The 20,081-nt window shown below is 45.4% G+C and carries 20 protein-coding genes and 1 tRNA gene; 16 read left to right on the top strand and 5 right to left on the bottom strand.

What is annotated here, in order from left to right:
• Positions 1-125: 125 nt before the first annotated feature.
• A complete protein-coding gene (locus tag AC23N5_RS30495; protein ID WP_487758427.1) occupies positions 126-3,107 on the bottom strand; it encodes an alpha/beta hydrolase family protein in 2,982 nt (993 codons plus the stop codon).
• 173 nt (positions 3,108-3,280) lie between these two features.
• Here AC23N5_RS30495 and smpB point away from each other — a divergent pair, with 173 nt between their 5' ends.
• From smpB to AC23N5_RS30430, 13 genes are all read left to right on the top strand, one after another.
• Positions 3,281-3,721, top strand: coding sequence for an SsrA-binding protein SmpB (gene smpB, locus AC23N5_RS30490; RefSeq protein ID WP_183971368.1), 441 nt, complete (start codon positions 3,281-3,283; stop codon positions 3,719-3,721).
• 134 nt (positions 3,722-3,855) lie between these two features.
• Complete coding sequence (locus AC23N5_RS30485) at positions 3,856-4,179, top strand: ArsR/SmtB family transcription factor (RefSeq protein ID WP_122929238.1); 324 nt, start codon at positions 3,856-3,858, stop codon at positions 4,177-4,179.
• A gap of 3 nt (positions 4,180-4,182) precedes the next feature.
• On the top strand, positions 4,183-4,644 hold the full coding sequence (locus tag AC23N5_RS30480; protein WP_487758426.1) for an SRPBCC family protein: 462 nt from the start codon (positions 4,183-4,185) through the stop codon (positions 4,642-4,644).
• 33 nt (positions 4,645-4,677) lie between these two features.
• A complete protein-coding gene (locus AC23N5_RS30475; RefSeq protein WP_487758425.1) occupies positions 4,678-5,235 on the top strand; it encodes a DUF4256 domain-containing protein in 558 nt (185 codons plus the stop codon).
• 45 nt (positions 5,236-5,280) lie between these two features.
• Complete coding sequence (locus tag AC23N5_RS30470; RefSeq protein ID WP_183971364.1) at positions 5,281-6,033, top strand: hypothetical protein; 753 nt, start codon at positions 5,281-5,283, stop codon at positions 6,031-6,033.
• 185 nt (positions 6,034-6,218) lie between these two features.
• Positions 6,219-7,568 (top strand): flavin monoamine oxidase family protein, encoded by a 1,350-nt coding sequence (locus tag AC23N5_RS30465; RefSeq protein ID WP_487758424.1) that lies wholly within the window; start codon positions 6,219-6,221, stop codon positions 7,566-7,568.
• 77 nt (positions 7,569-7,645) lie between these two features.
• Positions 7,646-8,056, top strand: a complete 411-nt coding sequence (locus AC23N5_RS30460; RefSeq protein WP_487758423.1) for a lipocalin-like domain-containing protein — start codon at positions 7,646-7,648, stop codon at positions 8,054-8,056.
• A gap of 12 nt (positions 8,057-8,068) precedes the next feature.
• Positions 8,069-8,497 (top strand): hypothetical protein, encoded by a 429-nt coding sequence (locus AC23N5_RS30455; protein ID WP_487758422.1) that lies wholly within the window; start codon positions 8,069-8,071, stop codon positions 8,495-8,497.
• A 20-nt stretch (positions 8,498-8,517) separates the two neighbouring features.
• A complete protein-coding gene (gene hxpB, locus AC23N5_RS30450) occupies positions 8,518-9,165 on the top strand; it encodes a hexitol phosphatase HxpB (RefSeq protein ID WP_487758421.1) in 648 nt (215 codons plus the stop codon).
• A 15-nt stretch (positions 9,166-9,180) separates the two neighbouring features.
• On the top strand, positions 9,181-9,549 hold the full coding sequence (locus AC23N5_RS30445) for a DUF4180 domain-containing protein (RefSeq protein ID WP_487758420.1): 369 nt from the start codon (positions 9,181-9,183) through the stop codon (positions 9,547-9,549).
• Between the two features lie 27 nt (positions 9,550-9,576).
• Positions 9,577-10,170: a Crp/Fnr family transcriptional regulator gene (locus tag AC23N5_RS30440; protein WP_487758419.1), complete on the top strand. Its 594-nt coding sequence runs from the start codon at positions 9,577-9,579 to the stop codon at positions 10,168-10,170.
• Positions 10,171-10,394: 224 nt separating this feature from the next.
• A complete protein-coding gene (locus tag AC23N5_RS30435) occupies positions 10,395-11,522 on the top strand; it encodes an FAD-dependent monooxygenase (protein ID WP_487758418.1) in 1,128 nt (375 codons plus the stop codon).
• 62 nt (positions 11,523-11,584) lie between these two features.
• Positions 11,585-11,974 carry a VOC family protein gene (locus AC23N5_RS30430; RefSeq protein WP_487758429.1) on the top strand — a complete coding sequence of 130 codons (390 nt, stop codon included), beginning with the start codon at positions 11,585-11,587 and terminating at the stop codon, positions 11,972-11,974.
• A 48-nt stretch (positions 11,975-12,022) separates the two neighbouring features.
• Here AC23N5_RS30430 and AC23N5_RS30425 read toward each other — a convergent pair whose 3' ends face one another.
• The gene (locus AC23N5_RS30425; RefSeq protein ID WP_487758428.1) at positions 12,023-13,162 is read right to left on the bottom strand and encodes a cysteine desulfurase family protein; all 1,140 of its coding nucleotides are present in this window, start codon (positions 13,160-13,162) and stop codon (positions 12,023-12,025) included.
• A 98-nt stretch (positions 13,163-13,260) separates the two neighbouring features.
• On the opposite strand from AC23N5_RS30425, the gene AC23N5_RS30420 reads away from it, so the two are divergent.
• From AC23N5_RS30420 to AC23N5_RS30410, 3 genes are all read left to right on the top strand, one after another.
• A complete protein-coding gene (locus AC23N5_RS30420; protein ID WP_487758417.1) occupies positions 13,261-15,807 on the top strand; it encodes a hypothetical protein in 2,547 nt (848 codons plus the stop codon).
• Entirely contained in the window at positions 15,764-18,118 is a 2,355-nt protein-coding gene (locus tag AC23N5_RS30415; RefSeq protein WP_487758416.1) for a hypothetical protein, read from the top strand. Before AC23N5_RS30420 ends, AC23N5_RS30415 begins: the two co-directional genes overlap by 44 nt.
• A gap of 183 nt (positions 18,119-18,301) precedes the next feature.
• Positions 18,302-18,377 (top strand) — tRNA-Phe (locus tag AC23N5_RS30410).
• 59 nt (positions 18,378-18,436) lie between these two features.
• Here the strand turns inward: AC23N5_RS30410 and AC23N5_RS30405 are convergent.
• The 3 genes from AC23N5_RS30405 to AC23N5_RS30395 all read right to left on the bottom strand — a co-directional run bounded on the left by AC23N5_RS30405 (position 18,437) and on the right by AC23N5_RS30395 (position 19,869).
• Positions 18,437-19,165, bottom strand: a complete 729-nt coding sequence (locus tag AC23N5_RS30405) for a DUF6088 family protein (RefSeq protein WP_487758415.1) — start codon at positions 19,163-19,165, stop codon at positions 18,437-18,439.
• Positions 19,166-19,296: 131 nt separating this feature from the next.
• Entirely contained in the window at positions 19,297-19,737 is a 441-nt protein-coding gene (locus tag AC23N5_RS30400) for an AAA family ATPase (protein ID WP_487758414.1), read from the bottom strand.
• 9 nt (positions 19,738-19,746) lie between these two features.
• Entirely contained in the window at positions 19,747-19,869 is a 123-nt protein-coding gene (locus AC23N5_RS30395; RefSeq protein ID WP_487758413.1) for a hypothetical protein, read from the bottom strand.
• Between the last annotated feature and the right edge of the window lie 212 nt (positions 19,870-20,081).

Raw genomic sequence — 20,081 nt, 5'->3', positions numbered from 1 at the left:
TGATTTTCAGGCTAACAGAATGGCGCTCGCAAAATAATATTTGCCTTACTATTTGGTTTTTAACACAGTTCATAACCTCCCCGCACATTAAAGTGAAGGAGGTTACTCATAACCTCCTCCACCTACTAGTTTTCAAAAATACGTCCTTCGATGTGCTGCTCAATGTCTAAGCGCGGCACACCTTTCGACCACCATTCTGGGGCAGGTTTCCCTTTCAAGAAATGGTCAAAAAACTCCATCATCCGTACCGAGTAGTCTTTGCGGTTCGGTTGTTTGGCCAATCCGTGGTTTTCACCTTTGTATTGCACCATCACAACGGGTTTCTTCAAGCGACGTAACGCCGTGTAATATTCCACTCCTTGGGTAAAATCAACGGCACCGTCGGCGTCATTGTGCAACAGCAGAAGCGGGGTTTGTACCTTTTTGACGTGGTAAATCGGAGAGTTACGGTTGTAAGCGTCCCAGTTTTCCCACGGCGCTACCAAACGTCCCTGCGAACCTTCAAAAATTTGTCCGTTGCTTGTCCCTGAGTTTTTATAAATCAAATTGTACATCGAAATCATGTCCGTCAACGGTGCTCCAGCGGCGGCGGCCTTAAACATATTGGTTTGCGTAATCAAAAAGCTGGTTTGGTAGCCACCCCACGAGTGACCGTGAATACCTATTTTGGCTTCGTCAATCACGCCCGTTTTAAGCGCTGCTTTTACGGCTGGCAATACGCACCAAACCGCCGACATCCCTGGGTCGTTGAGTTTGTAAACAATGTCTGGAATAAATACGGCATAACCATTTGAGGTATAAATCGAAGGATTCCAACCTGTACCAGAATAAGCAGGATTAGCGAAATTATGGAGCGTCTGCGATAGTTTTTCGTAGTAATACACCACCGTTGGGTATTTCTTACCTTGTTCATAGCCCGCAGGCAAAAACAATGCTCCTTGCAAGGTATCGCCTTTGTCGCTTACGTAATCGACCAAGCGGGTTCCTGCCGACCACGCAAATTTCTCAAGCAATGGCGCATTTTTGGTCAATTGTTTCTCGCCGCCAAGCTCTGCACTCGTTGTTACAAAATACTGACGTGGCTGGGTAAATGTTTCTTTGGCAAACACAAACGTCTCCGCCTTTTTGGCTTTGGACAAACTACCAACGGCCGCATCTTGCCACAGCAAAGGCTTCACGGTGATGGTCTTTCCGATGTCCAAACGCGCTACTCCACTTTTTTTCGTCCACTCGCCATAGGTATGCAAATACAACGGTTTTTTCAAATCAATTCCTTTTTCTTCGGGGTCGAGTTGGTAGCGTTGGTCGTAGCGAATCTTGTCTTTTTTACCGTTTTGGGTCAAATTAACCGCCACCAACGCCTTTCCTTTAGCATCTTTTTCGTCGGTAGGTACTTGCCAAATATCCCATCCGTCCGACAACAACACCGACTTACTATCGCTGCTCCAGCCGACGGCTCCTTGCGGTGGGGTTTGTTGGTTGTGGTCATCGTCCACATCCACAAACGACGTTGGTACTTTTTCGGTCAAATTACGGCTGTTTTTGGTCGCCATGTCATAGACCCAGTAGTTCGTCCCTTCCCAGTACATAAACTTAGTACCATCGGGAGAAGGCTGCGCACCTGACCAAAAGTTAGGCAAATAATGCTTCGTTCTTACTTTTTCGCGTTTGCCCGTTTTGAGTTCCGTTACGTAAACATCCACGTAATTGCGCCCGTCGAGGCTACTTTCTAGTTCATACTCACTGTTGTCGGTGCCAATACCGTACAACTGTTTGGGAGCGATAGAAATGGATTTTACGCTGCTGTCGGCCAGTTGTACAAATTTCTTAGCCGCCACGTCGTACATCGACACGTAGTTTTGGTTTTTATCTTGCGTCTCCTGAATCTGTTGTCTCGACTGCAAACGCTTGTCTTGCCAGTTCCAAATCGTCACTTCGGGCTTTTCAGTGTCGTCTTTTTTATCGGCACTCGCTACTGCTTTGGTCGAGTCAGTCTTCACTTTGGCGAGGGCTTTTTGCAAATCTTCCAACGTTTTGACCGTAGTATCCGCCTTGATTTTGGCTAACTTCTCCGCGTCAGACAGCTTCTTTGTCGTGTCTTTGGGGGCCGCAGCGGGCTTTTTCTCTTCTTTTTTGGCCAACTCTAACTTATGAACACCAAAAAACAACCGTCCCAAATCCTCCGACCAATAGGGCGTGCGGTTAGGGCTTACGGTCATCCCTTTGGGAAAACCAAGGCTATCGCTTTTGGGGTCGTAAGTGATAAGTTCGGGCATCGTTCCAAAGTTTTTAATCCCCAACACGCCCACTCGTTCGTTTTTGTATTTCTCGTCTTTAACGCTTTTGAGCAAGGCCAAGCCATCGCCTTTTTCAGTCCAGTTCAGCGACTGATAACGCGCCTTGTCATTGTCCATCGTCAGCGTCACGCCCGTAGTCATGTTCCGCAATTGGACTCCGTTTCCTGCTTTTTCGTTGGCATCAATGGCCATCGCTAACCAGTTTCCCGATTTGTCAAAGCCCATTTCAGCCACGTTCCCTACGTTTTGGGTTTTGCTGCTGCCAAGGTCGTACAACAATAAATCGGTGCCTTTGGCAGCATCACCGCCGCCAGCCGAAGGGCCTGCGCCGCCACTTGCAGTAAGCAAAAGCGCCAAGTGCGAAGCTTTCTCACCGTTGAAGGCAAAGCTTTTTACGCGGTCAAATTCCGTTTTTTTGTTCGACGCCAATTCTACCAAAAATACTTTGTCAGGAATGGGTTTTCCACCAGGTTTAGCAGCCGCTTTTTTGTCTTTGTTTTTGGCAAATACCTTAAAAGCTACCCACTTGCTGTTGTCAGAAAAGCTAATTTGCGCAAACGACGGTGTACCAATCGGATATACGTATTTGGTAGTATCCGACGTTTTCTGAATAATCAGTTCGGCATCGCTTTCGTAGGTTGCCAATACATAAGCATACCATTGGCCGTCGGGCGAAAGTTGGGTGCCACCAAACGAAGGAATGGCTTTCCAGTTGAGGACGTCTTTCCAACCCATGGCAGGTTTGGGCTTGGGTTGAGCCAAGGCCACCGTACTGAGCATCACCCCAAACAGAAGGAAGAGTTTTTTCATATACAAGGGAATTTAGAATGGATGAAATTGAATTTGTACCAAAGGTAGAGAAGGAATCGCACTTTTGCTTGGAATTAGCGACGAACTGGCCTTCAGCAAGGTTTAACAAAAGGAAATTGTTAACTTCGCAGCCTTTTCGTTCGAAATTATTGAAAAGATTTTAGCCTTAGAAAATGAGCAGAACCATAGATATTAGCAATCGCCGCGCGTCGTTCGAGTTTTTTTTTCTCGAAACCCATACCGCTGGGATTGTCTTGACTGGCACCGAAATTAAATCCATCCGCGACGGAAAAGCCAACCTCACGGACGCGTATTGTATTTTTTTGGACAATGAACTTTATGTGCACCACTTGCACATTTCTCCGTACGAAAAAGGGACGTATGCCAACCACAATCCCGTACGTGACCGTAAGTTATTGTTACAAAAAAGAGAGCTTAAAAAACTGGCTGCAAAACTCAAAGACCAAGGCTTGACGATTATTCCGACGCGCCTTTTTATCAATGAAAATGGTCTTTGTAAAATGGAAATTGCCCTTGCCAAAGGGAAAAAGCTCTACGATAAGCGTGACTCCATCAAAGAACGCGACCTCAAACGAGGCCGTGGGGAGGAATAACTCCCAAACTTGGAAAGTTGACGAACGAGGCTTTCCAAGTTTTATCTTATTCCATTACTTAAACTTGGAAAGGCTGAAAGAAAATTTGTGTAGTCAAATAACTACACGTACATTTGTAGCCAAATAGCTACACAATGAATCTACGAAGAGATGTTTTTCAGGCCATTGCCGACCCCACTCGCAGAGCAATTCTGATGTTGGTTGCCTCACAGGCCATGACTGCGGGAGCCATTGCGGCCAATTTTGACACGGCACGCCCTACTGTTTCCAAACATTTACAGATTCTTACCGAATGTGAGTTGCTGTCTCAACACCAAAACGGTCGAGAAATTTATTACCACCTCAACCCACAGAAGATGAGGGAAATTGCCGACTTCATTGAGCCTTTCCGTCAGTTTTGGGACGACCGATTTAACAAGTTAGAAGCCATCATGAAAACCTATCAAGCCAATCAATAACCCATGGTGCAGCCCAAAACCAACGTCCATGCCGAAGATGGAAAGCAAGAACTCTTGATTACGAGAGAGTTTGATTTGCCCATTGAACTTCTTTTCAAAGCCTACGTCGTGCCAGAAATCGTCGAACAGTGGATGGGAACGAAAGTGCTCAAACTTGAAAATCATGCCCACGGTGGGTACCAATTTGAAACCACCGACCCACGGGGGCACGCGCATCGGTTTAGTGGGGTCATTCATGAGTTTGTCCCTAACCAAAAAATTACGCGAACGTTTGAAATGGAAAATACTCCTTTCGCTGTGCAGCTTGAGTTTTTAGAATTTGAAAAACTCACCGAAACAACCAGCAAACTGACGATGCACATCGTGTTTAAGTCAATTGCCTACCGTAATCAGTTGCTACAAATACCGTTTGCTATGGGCATTAACCTCGCACACAACCGATTACAGGCATTTTTTGCCAACTAATTCATTTTCAAAAAAATCAAAAACAGCATACACATGAACAAGCAATTACCCCAAGAACGCCGCGAAGAGCTAATCAACCTTCTAAAAACGCGTTTTGAAAAAAATAAAAACCGCCATGCAGGAATCGATTGGGCCAATGTACAAGCCAAAATCGAAGCAAATTCGGATAAAATGTGGTCGCTCAACGAAATGGAAGAATCCGAAGGCGAACCCGATGTAATAGGCTACGACGCCGCAACAGACGAATATATTTTCGTTGATTGCTCAGCCGAAAGCCCCAAAGGTCGCCGTAGTTTTTGTTACGACCGTGCTGCCCTTGACGCCCGCAAAGAGCACAAACCCACCAACAATGCCTTGGAATTTGCAGAAGAAATTGGGGTTGAACTTTTAACGGAAGAGCAATACAAAAATCTCCAGCAGCTTGGGAAGTTTGATACCAAAACTTCCAGCTGGATTCAAACGCCTGCCGCTATCCGCCAACTTGGAGGGGCTCTTTTCTGCGACCGCCGCTACAATCACGTTTTTGTGTATCACAACGGTGCCGAATCGTATTACGCCGCTCGCGGGTTTCGGGGGTTATTGAGAGTGTAAAAGGTTTGCTGTGTACTTTGGATTGCATACCACTAAATAAAGTCGATGAGAATTTTAGCATTTTTGATTGTCATTATTAGCTACGTCAGTACGGCGTATGCCCAAGGACTGTCTGAGACGAACAAGGAGAATATCCGTTTTTTTATTGACTGCATAAAAAAACAGCAAAAAGAAAAGCTGGCTGATAAAGTGATGTATCCGTTCAATAGAAACTATCCCCTTCCACCGATTCGCAACAAGAGCGAGTTTATCAAACGCTACCATGAAGTGTTCGATGCTGCGTTTACTCAAATGATTTCGAAATCAAACCTTTCAAAAGACTGGGCAACCGTTGGGTGGCGAGGGATTATGTTTTCCAATGGAGAACTCTGGCTAGATTATGACGGGTCTTTGCGGGCTGTCAATTATTCTTCAAAAATCGAAGAAAGCAAAAGACAGGCACGGATTGAAGAAATTCGCACTACGCTTCATAGCAGTTTGAAGGAATTCAGTCAGCCCATTTTAGTGTTTAAAACCAGTAAATTTCTTATCAGGGTTGATCAAATGAAAGATAACACGTACCGTTACGCTTCGTGGACATTGCCCAACAAAATGAGTTCTAAACCCGACATCATCATCCCAAAAGGTGAGTTTTTTTCAGAAGGAACTGCCAGTGAACCCAATTACCGATTCAAGAACAAAGAATTTACGTACGAGTGTTCATTTAATACAATGGTTGAGGCTTTACCGTCTTATTTTGTTAGAATTTTTAAGGAGGAAAAAGAAATTTCACATCAGAAGGCAAGCCTACTTTACTAATCTCCATTTGCTACAACTCCACGTTATTGTACCCGAAGATTTTGTTTTATCTATCCTTCATCCGTTAAATCCGTGCCATCCGTGTACTGTTATCGACGATTTTAAGTACACAGATGGCACGAAATAGTCGGGCATGGTACAACAACAGTACCTTTTAGAGATTTTTACGTCCTAAAACAAAAACGATGAAAAGGCGAATTTTTCTAAAAAGTATTCCTGCTTCGCTCCTGGCTTCCTCTTACTGGACGACTGCCTGCCAAGCAGAAAATGGGCTCAATCCTGCCGACAAAACAGTGGTTGTGATTGGCGCGGGTATTGCAGGTTTGGCAGCAGCCAAAAAGCTACAAGAAGCAGGTTTTAAGGTGAGCGTCTTGGAGGCACAAGATAAAGTGGGAGGACGGGTGCGCACCAATCGTTCGTTAGGGATTCCGTTTGACGAAGGCGCAAGTTGGATACATGGCATCGACGGCAACCCCATCACCGCGTTGGCGCAAGAAGCAGGCATGACGACGTTTCAGACGCTTGATGAAAGTATGAAATCGTACGACATTGGAGGAGCTCTCCGAAAAACTTCTACCTACGACTCGGCCGAGGATGAGTTTTATAACATCCTCGGTTCAATGATGAAAAGGGGTAGCAACGACCAAAGTTTTGCCAGTGTTTTCAATCGACTTTACCCCGAAAAGCAAAACGACCGCTTGTGGAAGTTTTTTCTTTCGACCTACGTCACGTTCGATACAGGCGATTTGGATAAGCTATCATCGACCCTCTACAATGAAGGAGAAGAATACGGAGGTGTAGAAAAAATCGCTACCAATGGCTACGACACCCTTGCTACTTATTTAGCCAAGAACCTATCTATTAGCTTAAATCAACGCGTTTCGGCCATTGATTACCGTACTTCGGCCATTCAAATTACCCACAACAATACCGTTACTCAAGCTGACTTTGTGATTGTAACGGTGCCTTTGGGCGTGCTCAAAAACAACAAACTCCTTTTTACCCCCAACTTACCCGCCGCCAAACAAACAGCGATTCAAAAAATAGGAATGAATTGCGTCAATAAATTTTTGCTCACGTGGAATACCACTTTTTGGGACGACGCTCAGTACATTTCTTACACGCCCGAAGTGCGTGATAAGTTTAATTATTTTGTGAATCTGAACAAATTTAGTCCCTCCGCCCATGCCCTCATGACCTTTGCCTATGCCGACTACGGCCGAGCGACCGAGACCATGACCGACGCACAAGTGACGACCGAAATTATGGCGCATTTGAAAGATATGTACGGAACATCGATTCCTGCTCCTACGCGTATGCTCCGTACCCGATGGAGTACCAACGAAAACGCCTTTGGAGCCTATTCATACACCGCCGTTGGCTCCGAAATGCGGCATTTTGAAGACCTTGCCGAAGAAATTGACAATAAGCTATTTTTTGCAGGAGAACATACCGAAGCCGACTACTTCTCTACTGCCCACGGTGCTTATCTGAGCGGAATTCGCGAAGCCGACAAAATCATTGCCTTGCTGTAATCTGTCAATACAATTTCTCTTTTCCAACCTTCTGCCAACTTGCCGCGTCCTAGAGAAAAACAACCCATTCTTTTTCTATGCGCCGCTTCGTTTACTTGATTTTTGTTAGCCTTTTCATTGCTTGCCAATCCAGTGATTCTGTGGGCACTAACAAAGAACTGACAGGAACTTGGAAGTTAATTTCCTATTGTAAGTCCACAGGCACCTCTGGCTGTACCCAAACCACCGTTCCCAACGACAAGGGAGTATTTATTTCGTTTTCCAAGAAAAATGAATTTAACGAATACTACCGAAACACCCGCCCCATCGACTACAGTTTTCTAGGATGTGGCGGCGGGAGCTACCAAATCGAAGGCAGCCAAGTGCGCATTCGTGCCACGTGTATGTCTTCTTCCAACGGACAACTCATCGACCTTACCTCTCTCAGCCAAACTCGATTGGTGCTCAACCCTTCGGGAAGGGGGGAGTTCCTTTTTGAAAAACAGTAAAACACAGCCTCCATGAAAACAAGTTTGCTTTTATTCGCTTTGATGCTCACTTGCTGCTTTGCCTGCGAAACATCTTCGGACGTAAAAGCAGAGCGAAACGGCGTATGTTCGCCCGTACAACTTACCTCCAACCTCGACGCACCCACGGGGCTCGACCTTTTTACGATACAATCCACCCAACTTTCCGACCACATTCTCACTATTTCTTTTGCGTACGGCGGTGGTTGCGACCCCAACCACGCCTTTGCTTTGTACGTTGACCCTTCTCGGCAAGAAGACTCGAAAGGAGTTTACCGAGAAGGGCGCATCGTTTTTACCACACAAAACCCTTGCAAAAGGCTCGATTATAAAGATTTTTGCTTTGATTTGTCCACCCTAAAAAAAGAAGTCTCCTCTGGACGGCTTCGAATCAGGGGAACCGAGCAAGAAATCAAGTTTTAGTATTACCATACCCTTCCGCTATGCCCCATAAAAAGGCCGTTATTTTTGATATGGACGGCGTTATTATTGACTCTGAACCCTTGTGGAAACAAGCTGAGTTTGACATTTTTTCTTCGTTGGGAGTAGTTGTATCAGAAGAATTTACTCCAATTACCCAAACCATGACAACCACCGAAGTTGCTGAGTTTTGGTTTGAAAAATATCCTTGGCAAACTATTTCGTTGAAAGAAGTAGAAGAACGAGTCATTTCGCGGGTCATTGAATTGATTGAGACCAACAACTGTACTATTTTAGGTATAAGAGGCTTTATGGAACGCCTAAAAGCACAGGGGCTAAAAATTGGCGTTGCCACCAATTCACCTTATCGTATTATTCCTTTTGCTCTTCAAAAAGTAGGTGTTTATGAGTTGATTGATGCGATTTCGTCGGCTGAGTTTGAAGAAAAGGGAAAGCCTGACCCTGCGGTTTATTTATCTGCTTCCCAAAAACTAGCCATTATGCCCCACGAATGTGTTGTTGTGGAAGACTCCCACTCAGGGATGATAGCAGCCAAAAGTGCAGGTATGACGGTCGTCGCATTTACCAATGGTCAACTCCATACATCTTTTGAACTCGCAGATTTTACGCTTAGTCATTTTGACGATTCGGTTGATTTTTTACTCCACTAACTTACTTTCACTCAAATGATTATTTCAGTTGTTGAAATTCATAACGAAAAACTGGCGGTGGTCGAACAGGTTTCTGTTCCAATTGGCAGTGCCCAAGAAGCGCTAGAATTGCTCATGAATTGTAATTACAACTACAACACGGCCAAAATTATCCTCCGCGAAGAGCACTTTTCATCCGATTTTTTTGACCTCAAAACCAAACTCGCTGGTGAAATTTTACAAAAATTTTCGACTTACAACGGCTATTTAGCCATCGTCGGAGATTTTACAAAATATACCAGTAGCAGTCTCAAGGATTTTATATACGAAAGCAACAGATTTAAGCGAATCAATTTTGTTTCGACCCCTGAAGAAGCGTTTCGTGTTCTGACAACTTCTGCGTAAACTTGTGAGGTTCTCTACTTCCGCTTTATGACTCCGCTTACTGCCCAGCTTGCCGATGCGTTTGGACTTAGTGTTTCGCACATTGAAGAAATGATGGCAATTGCTTTCCCCAAAAAAATACGTCGAGGAGAGTTTTTGTTGCGAGAAGGCGAGGTTTGTACGCACGTTGGCTTGGTGGTCACAGGGGCGCTGCGGACATTTTACATCAATGAAGACGGCGAGGACATTAGCTTTTTGTTTCACTTCAACCACCGCCTCGAACACCTCGCTTTTATTGACTACGAAAGTGTACTGCTGGGAACTCCTACCAAACTCAACATTCAAGCGACCAAAAATTCATTGGTCTATCTGATTCACAAAGACGACCTAGCGGCTCTTTATCAAAAGAATGAGTTTTGGCAAAAGTTTGAAAAACAAATGGCCGACCGCGTGTATTTATCGGCCAAACGCCGCGTCGAGGACTTACTCTATTATTCGCCCGAGCGACGCTATCTTCACCTGCTTACAGAAAATCCGTTGGTGTTTCAAAAATTTCCCCAAAAATACATCGCCAGCTACTTAGGCATTACACCCCAATCCCTAAGTCGAATTCGTAAACGGATTACGATTAATTACCTTTAGTGTACGTTTTTTAGGGTTTCGTCCATCTACCTTTGTCTCACGGTCTGACTATCGTCTGACCTAAACACACGGTCAGACGATAGTCAGACCGTACCTTTTCGGCTAAGACGTCATTCAGACCATATATTTTCGACTAAGACGCCATTCAGACCGTATATTTTTCAGTTATGTGTTGTCTGACTGTCGTCTGATAACATGTTTACAACACCTTTAGCACATATTTTATGAGCACAGCCATCATTGGGGCAGGGATTGGTGGACTTACCACCGCCCTTACCCTTCAAAAACGCGGAATCGACGTCGCTATTTACGAAAGTGCTTCCGCCATCAAACCCGTAGGGGCAGGAATTATCATGGCCAATAACGCCATGCAAGTATTCCAACAGTTGGGACTAAAGTCGTCGATTGAAAAAGCAGGCAACAAAATCTCTCGCCTGCGCATCACCGACCCGCAACTCGCCGACTTGTCGGTGATTGACTTGCGTCCTTTTGAAGCTAAATACGGTGTACATAACGTCGCGATTCATCGCGGTGAATTGCAGCGCATTCTTGCCGATGCTGTTGGTTATGAGCACATTCACTTATCAAAAAGAGTAGCTAAAATTGAAAAAAATGATGACTTTATAATCCACTTCGAAGATAATACTTCCGTAAAAAGTCAGATTCTCATCGGAGCCGACGGCCTCAAATCAGTGGTTCGGAATCAGCTTTTTGAAAAAAGTGAGCTGCGAAATGCGCATCAGTTCTGCTGGCGGGGAGTGGGTGAAATAGAACTTCACGAACGGCATCACCACGCGCCCGTAGAAGCATGGGGCAAAGGAAAGCGTTTTGGTTTTGTTAAAATCAGTGATAAAAAAGTATATTGGTACGCGCTGGTTAACTCAGTGTCTTTCAACACAAACAATGCAAATTTACTGGAGATTTTCCGCGAATTTCATCCCGATATTTTAGCAATTATTGCCAACACGCCCCACGCCCAAATCATTGAAAACGAAATCATTGATTTAAAACCGATTCCCCAATGGCATTCCGAGCGTGTTTGTTTGATTGGCGATGCTGCCCACGCCACCACGCCCAACATGGGACAAGGAGCCTGCCAAGCCGTAGAAGACGCGTACGTGCTAGGGAAATTGCTGGATAAGGGGCTTCCACTCGAAAAAACGTTTGCCGATTATCAACGACTCCGACAAAAGAAAGCGCGAATGATAGTGAACACCAGCTGGCAAACAGGAAAACTTTCTCAACTCGAAAACGATTGGGGAATTTGGGTGCGAAATACCCTGCTAAAACTCATCCCGTCGCGCATCAATCAGAAACAAATGGAAACTGTTTTTCGGTTAGCCACTGTTTAATTTTTGCTTACCTCCCAAAAGTTGAAAACTTTCGGGAGGTTCAAATGAAAAACATCAAATCCATGAAACAGCACATTGCTCATCTAGCCTTGGTAGTGGCCGATTATGACGAGGCTATCGAATTTTACACCCAAAAATTACACTTTGATTTACTCGAAGACACCCAACTAAGTCCAGCCAAAAGATGGGTGCGTATAGCGCCCAAAGGTACTTCTGGATGTGCGCTTTTGCTGGCCAAAGCAGCCAATGACGAGCAACAAAGCCGCGTTGGAAATCAGACGGGAGGTAGGGTTTTCTTGTTTTTGAATACCGACGATTTTTGGCGAGATTACCAATTGTACCTCGACAATGGCGTCAAATTTGTGCGCCAACCCGTTGAGGAACCCTACGGTACAGTGGCCGTTTTTGAAGATTTGTACGGCAATTTGTGGGATTTAATTGAGCATAAATAGCTTTTTTCTAACCTCCCGAAAGTTTAAAACTTTCGGGAGGTTAGTTCGCTACCCTCGCATTTTTTGGACCACTTCAACGATGTGATGGATGGCAAACGTTATTTCTTCCTCCGTCGTAAAACGTCCCAAGCTCATCCGCAAAGACGCATACGCTTGGTCGTCGGTCAAGCCAAGGATTTTTAGCACATAAGAAGGCAATACCGACGCCGACGTGCAAGCCGACCCCGTTGAAACAGCTACGTCGCGCAGGCTCAATAGTAAATTTTCGCCGTCCACGTTTTCAAAACAGATATTGGTCAAATGCGACAGTCGATATTCCGTTGCTCCATTCACAAAGGTATCGGGCACTTTTGACAGAATTTCACTTTCTAAGTGATTGCGCAACTCCGCCAATCGAGCCGTTTCCGATTTCATTTCTTTTTGGGCAATTTCACAGGCTTTCCCTAGCCCGACAATCCCAGGCACATTGAGCGTACCCGAGCGACGCCCCCGCTCGTGCCCACCACCGTCCATTTGCGAAGCTATTTCTACGCCCGAACGCACTATTAACGCACCAATTCCCTTGGGTCCATATAACTTATGCGCCGACAAACTGAGCAAGTCAATTCCTTCCAACGGCATATCAATCGGCAGTTTTCCTACCGCTTGCGTGGCATCCGTATGAAACAAAGCCCCAGCTTGGTGCGCTACCTCCGCGATGTCACGAATGGGTTGAATCACCCCAATTTCGTTGTTGGCATACATCACCGACACTAAAATTGTATCCGAACGCAAGACTTCAGACACTTGCTGAGGAGTAATTAGCCCATCGGTTGCAGGTACCAGATAGGTAATTTCCGCTCCTAGTTGTTCCAAATGATGACAGGTATCAAGCACCGCTTTGTGCTCGGTCGCGACGGTGATGATGTGTTTTCCTACGTGGCTCTTTTTTTCAAAAACTCCCTTGATAGCTAAATTATTGGCTTCGGTTGCTCCACTCGTAAACACCACTTCTTTGGGCGTAACATGTACTAACTTTGCTAGTTGTTTTCGTGCCGTAGCTACTGCTTCTTCTGCCGTCCAGCCGTACAAATGCGTCCGACTTGCCGCATTGCCAAACTGCTCCGTAAACCAAGGCAACATGGTTTCCAACACCCGCGGGTCCACGGGCGTAGTGGCGTTGTAATCGAGATACACTGGAAGTCGCATAGGGTCGTTATTTTTTTGCGAAAATAATGCCATCCTCTCGAAGGTTTACCGCTTTCAAAAGATAATTTTTGACAGGCAGTTTTGTAGCTTTGCCACCTATGAAAACTGCGTTGGCTGTTCTGCTTTATTTGACGTTTCCGCTGCTCCTGTTTTGGTGGGGATGGTTTTCGCCTTGGGTTGCGTTGGTAAGTACCGTTGCGTTAGTGGGACTAATGCGTCCATTTTACCCCACTATTGTTTCTTTTTGGAAAGAAAAACCTACCAAAACGTCCATTTTGGCTTTATTCTATTGTGGTATAGCCGCCTTCGTATGGACGTACTTGGCGGGAGTCGGAGGTTTTCGCCCGCAGCATTTCGATTACTACAAACACAACCTCGTTCTCAACAACTTAGTACGGTATTCTTGGCCCGTACAGTATTCCGACGGTAGTTATTTGTGCTATTACCTGGCCTATTATTTACCTGCCGCAGCCTTGGCCAAACTAGCAGGGGGCATGGCAGCCATGCCTTATTACCTTTTTGGCTGGACGTGGTTAGGGCTTTGGCTGGTCGTTTGGTTACTTTATCAATTAGGTGGCAAACGACTTTTGTTGTTTTTTGCACTTTTCAGCAGCCCCAACGGCCTATTATTAGTTTACGAAATCATCCAATCTCCCCTCCCACTCGGTGCTGCCTTGCGGGATATTTGGACGAATGACCACACCATCGAGCTCATTCAATCCCCTGGTGGATTGATGTTTATCAGTCACATCGACTCGTTTTCTGCCTCTCCCCAACACGCCCTTCCCGCTTGGCTTATTACGGCGTTGTTTCTTTATTCATTTCAGAAAACTTTTGTCGTACCGACGAAGGGGGTATCTAGCTTCCTGTTTCTCTCCCTAGTGGCCACCACCCTTTACTGGTCGCCGTTGGTGGCGGTGGGGTTTTTGCCGTTTTTGGGGTATCAGGTTTTTCTGGAATACAACGGTCGGCGGGCAGCAGGCAGTCATCTGTGGACATTTTTTTCAGTTTTAATTATTTCGATACCTGCATTTCTGTTTTTTTCAGGGCACGTTCCATTGCACGACGCGCGAGGATGGTGGTGGAACTTGTTAGCAACCCCGCACCAATTTACCCTTTGGGGAATTTTCATCTTCTTGGTCGTCGGTGTTTGGGCAATTTTAATCCTTTTTTTGAAGACAAAAGGGGCATTTTCTCCCGCCGAATTTCAACTACTTTGCCTTTCGCTCATTGTACTTTTTGTACTAACCCTCTTTAAATATGGCCATTACAACGACCTACCTCGTCGCGCGGGATTGCCTGCTACATTGGTGCTTTGTTGGGGGTTAGCTCGATCGCTTCGTGCCTCATTTTTCCAAGATAAATACCTTCGGGTGGGCCTTGGGTTGGTCGCCATTTTTAGTGCGTTTTTACCTTTCAAACACCATGCACTGTGGCTAACCGCGCGACCGTACGTTGCTACCACCGACAAAACCATCCGCGATTTCACCCCTTACTCTATTCATTATCTGAGTAGGTATCATTGGGGCGAATTTGATGTGGTTTCACAGTACTTGGGCGAAAAAAAATCTGCGTATCTACGTTATTTTGCTCCCACAAAACCCACCCCTCCGCGACAACTGACGAACGCATTTTATTACTGGAAGTCTGAATTTTCGCTTTCGGGGTATGAGAAAAAAGCCCTTGCCCAAAACAGTATCAATAAGCTTTACATTCGATTTTTTGACGTGGACTGGGATCCCGTCAGCAAGCAAGCGGTTCCCAAAGCCGTGGTTTATTTCAAGGAAAATCCGCCCGTTGCGTTTGTGCCTACCGTTTTTATCACCAACCGCACCCTCGAAAAGCTTTCTTGGGGTGGAATAGAAGAGTTGGCCAAGAAGATTCAGCAGAAGATTTGGCAAATTCATCGTCAACAGTCACAAGCGGATGTGCCTAGGATAGATAATAGTGCAAAGTTTTCACGCAAGACTTTGCACATCCATGAACTGCAAATCGACTGTGACTGGACTTTACAGACAAAGGCTAAGTACTTTGAATTATTGAATCAACTTTCTAAGCAACTGGACGAAAATAACAACCATTTTGGTTATAACATAACCCTTTCGGCCACTATTCGTTTACACCAAATCAAATTTTACCGAACCACGGGTGTGCCTCCCGTAGCCCGTGGAATGTTGATGTATTACAACATGGGTGATTGGAAAAGCCTCCGCACCGAAAACTCCATTCTCGACCTTACTACCGCCAGCAGGTATGCCGATTACATCTCGGATTATCCATTACCGCTCGACGTTGTTTTACCTTTATTCCGTTGGGCTATTTTTTACCGAAACGGGCGACCATTAAAAATAATTAACCACCTGTCTCACAAAGACTTTCAAAACAATTCATTATTCAAAAAAGCCCCCGAAACCAACCAATACATTGCCCTTACTAATACTCATTTATGGGGGATTTCAGTACGGCGTGGCGACCGTTTTCGGGTGGAAGAAAGCACCGTCAACAACCTTTCAATAAGTGCCAAAACTTTAGCTCAAGAAATACAAAATACTAAGCTTACCTTTGCGTTGTACCACTTAGATTCGACCAACCTCTCCCATTATGAAAGAGATTCTCTCCAACAAATTATTCAAGCGTTCCGCTAGAACCATTGCCGTATTGATACTCCTTGCGTGTGCAGGAGGCCCTGCTGATTTGAACGAATTTACGAGCTATTTTTTACCCGAAACCGCCACTGCCCAAGCGGGCGACGGGCGCTACCACTTTACCCAACAATTTCTGTATTTGGACGATTACAGCGATACCCTTCGTCCTGAAAAAGACATCAACTCCCAAGCCTGGGCGAAATACGCAGGGGTGGACGAAACCATCGCCTACAATTATTTTTATACCGAAAGTGCCAATAATACGCTGCCCAACCGCCTCATGTTGAAGGGCAACAAAGCGGCCGTTACTTATCTCCAATTGGCCAAGTCGATTGAAAAATCGTATCAGCCGTCCGTTTATTCGTGGGAAGAAGGAAGCAAAGATTCGCTGGTATTGGTGGAAGCATTTGCTAAAAGTCAACAGCTTGCCCGCAGTACGACCGACCCGTTTTTAAAAGAGCGTTACGGGTATCAAGCCGTGAAATTGGCCATGATTTTGGAACAGCCTGACAACTGCGTCAAGCTCTACGATGAGCTTATTAAACCCCTCAAAACCAAAACCTTTATCAGTGATTGGGCTTTTTCAAGAAAAGCAGGTGCGACCATGGCATTGGGCGATACTGCCAAAGCGCTGTACGAATTTGCTCAATTGTTTGACCGCTGCCCGTCACGCCGCCGTGAAGCCGATTTGAGTTTGCGTATCAAGGGGGTTCATTTTCAAGAAAAAGCCTTAGACTATTGCCAAAACAACGCCGAAAAAGCCGCTGTTTATGCCTTGAGCGCCATTCAGCCTTTGGAGGATGGATTGCCTATGCTCAAAAAAGTAACGGAGTTAAATCCTAAAAACGCCCTTATTGAGCTTATCACAGCCCGTGAAATCAACAAAAACGAGTACTATGCCAACGGCGAAATGCCTTACGTAGAAGATACCCTTGCCTACGAAAAACGCCGCGGAGAAAGCAAGTCGTACTTTGAACAATTGGGAGATTTTTGCGCCGACAATGCCACCAACAAAGCCTTGAGCAATCCTTCCTTTTGGTACACTTCTGCGTCTTACGTTGCCTATGTCAACAAAGACTACAAAAAATCAGAGGAATACCTTGCGCAAGCCAAAGCCACTCCCGCCCCCAACGACTACCTCAAACAACAAATGGACATTCAGGAAGTATTGTTGTTGATTGCTCAGCAGGAGGGAATTACGTCCGAGTTTGAAGGCAAAGTAATTGGGATGTTAGAAAAACTCAATAAATCGGAGAATTTCCGCATCGTTAATGCCTATACGCGTGCCTGTGGCTTGTTGGCAAAAATGTACCGAGGGCAACCTACCGAAGAAAAAAAATCAGGCGGATGGTGGTCGAGCTGTAGCAGCAAATCATCGGGCGACGTCTCTGCCACTCATTTGGCCAAAGCCTTTTTATTGGAAGCCGCTGCCAGTTGGCAGTCACGCCCTGCTAATGCCGACGGCTACGCTCCCGCTTTTGCCACCAACTTAGACCGATACGCTGTCGAAGATAGCACTTCGGTAGAAACCCTACGCGAAGCCATTTCGTACGCACAACAGCCCCAATTGGATGACTTTGGCAAACGCCTCGTGGGACTATCGGGGGTAAATGCTGACTACTTGAACATTGTCTTAGGTCGCCGCCTTTTGGGAGAACACCAGTACGCCCAAGCCGCCGAAGTATGGAAAAATGTGTCACCCAAAACGTGGACGGAATATCCCTTTAGCGATTACCTTACGGAAAATCCGTTTTATATCAAGCCCGATAATGGCCAAAGTCCGTCGCAAACCTTGACTCCCGCAGCATTTGCGGCTCGTATGGTTCAGTTAGAAACCCAAATGAAAGCAGGTGATGCGCAAGCCGCCTATTTGTTGGCCTGTGGAGCCTACAACATGGGGTATTTTGGCAACAGCTGGTTATTGCTCAACCGCCAACGCAGCAGCAGCGAATACGAATACACCTATCCTCCCCGCGATTTAACAGGCGTTGACTATTACACCGCTGCCAAAGCAAAAACGTATTTTGAAAAGGCATTGCAATTGACCAAAGACCCCGAATTAGCCGCCAAAGCCGCCTTTGGGGCATCTCTCTGTGAAGCAAGTGCGTTCTATGTCTTTAAGGCCAACGAAGGCCGCGACCTCGGTTACGACGAAGCCACCCAAGCAGCATTTAAAAAGCGCATGAACGAAGAGCAAAAGAAACGCTTAGGCAAGTACTTTGACTTGCTTCGTCGCAATTATGCCAACTCTGCCTACACCAAAGAAATCATCGAAGAATGTAGCACTTACCGCGATTTTGTAGGCCAATAACGACTAGAAGCGTTTTAGGGCGAAAAATTTTTAAAAATTTTTCGCCCTAAAACGCCTTGAAAAACAACAAGATACAAAAAAAGACTCATTTTTTTGATTTTTTTTCAGCAAAAACGTTTGCATTTAAAAAACACATCGCACATCTTTGCACTCCCGAACGACGGGAACAAAATAAAAAACGATGGTGATGTAGCTCAGTCGGTAGAGCAAAGGACTGAAAATCCTTGTGTCGGCGGTTCGATTCCGTCCATCACCACCATCGGTAAAAGCCGTTATAACGCAAGTTGTAACGGCTTTTTTGTTGGTACAACAATTAGCTCATTGAATGTTCCAGTTGGAGGCCGTTTTCAGCAGAGAACTATTGAATCCTAAATTAAACTTTGTAAAAGGATTGAGACCTTCTTTGAGCGGGGTCAAATCCAAATCACTTTGAATTTCTTCCAAAACGGCTCCCAATAATGCCCTTACCCGTGGGGGATATAACAAGGCATAGGTAATCATTTGGCGTTGCCGTTCGCTGCTCAATGCTTTTATGCGAGTTTTGAAGATGGTCAGCGCCGATGGCATATCTAAATCAGGAATCTGTTTTAAGTCTTTCATCGCATCCAGAAAACCCAGCATTTGGTAATTATCTTCAGATACGTCGGCGTAGCTTTTGACGGAGCTGACTTTCATAAAGCTGATTCCGCTCAAGTTACGGCGGGACCGACTGGCAATTTGAATATCGGCTGGTATCTGAGTGGTCAGTCCTAGTTGATTATAGAGCCTTGTCCCCGTGATATAGGCTATGCGCTGCCCGTTTTGGTACAGGTAAGGTTTAAGTAACTCCGCCTCATTGGGTCGTTTTTTTCCAAAAATGGTCATTTTAGGCTTGTAAAAGCGCCCTTTTGAGACCCTGCTGACCAGCCCTTTCTTCTGCAACCGTTCCAGCGCCTTGGCTGCCGACGCAAACTCTTCCCGACCAATGGACAGCCGATCATAGCCAAAGATTACACCTTCGGGCATGTTCTTTATCGTTTGGGCTATTTTTTCGGCGACACTTATCATTCTGTAAATATAGCATCTCAATTAAAAGATGTCAAGTTTTGTGTTTTGTTTACTTGATAATATAAAATATGTTAATGAATACCTAAATTATCTGTTATATCATTTTCAAGTTTTTAGTGCCTTGTTCATGATTAAGGCACCTCTTGTTCCAAGTAGGTATTGATAAAATTCAGTCGCCATCTCAGACTGGCCGCATCACTTTTGGCTAGAAAACTATCGGGAAACCCGCCCCGTAACCATAGTTGGTCACGGGCGGCAGGGGTTACTTCAATTTCTGATACGTTAAAACCAGAAAGCTCCCGATAGGCTATCCTGCCCGCGAGTGATTCCGACGATTGTTTCAACAAATCCAAAGAGGCCGAGCCTAAAATTAAAAACTGTCCTGTTTTCTGTCCCTGCCTACGTCGTCGGTCGATGACGCCCCGCAGAATGGAAAATAGCTCTGGTATCCGCTGAATTTCATCCAAGATGATGAGTTGATGTTGATGCAATTCAAAATACGCCTCGGGTTCGCTTAGTTTGGCACGATCTCGGGGGCTTTCCAAATCAAGGTAAACGGGCTGGGGGGGCATGGTATCAGCCTATTCCTGCGCCAGCGTAGTTTTACCCACTTGACGAGGCCCTAATACGCCAACGGCGGGAAATTCCTCCAGCAATTGCGCGATTTCTAAAGTAGTATTACGTTTAATCATCCTTGAAATCATAACACTTTGTGTTTGATTTCAAGGGTAAAATTTGAAGGTTTTTATGAATAATTACTCAAATAACCTCGAAAAAAGTTGGGTCGTGGATAGCCAATCCCGCGCGGATGTACGCTGAATTAGGTTGGAAAAGCGAGTCATCAGCGATGCATTGGCAATTGCAAAAAAGCTTGTAGCTCAGAAGAAAAAGATCAACTTTTGAGCCAAGTCCAAGT

This window comes from Runella sp. R5_40, assembly GCF_057652295.1.
The sequence above is the reverse complement of the archived record's forward strand: the minus strand, read 5'-3'. Positions and strand labels throughout refer to the sequence as shown.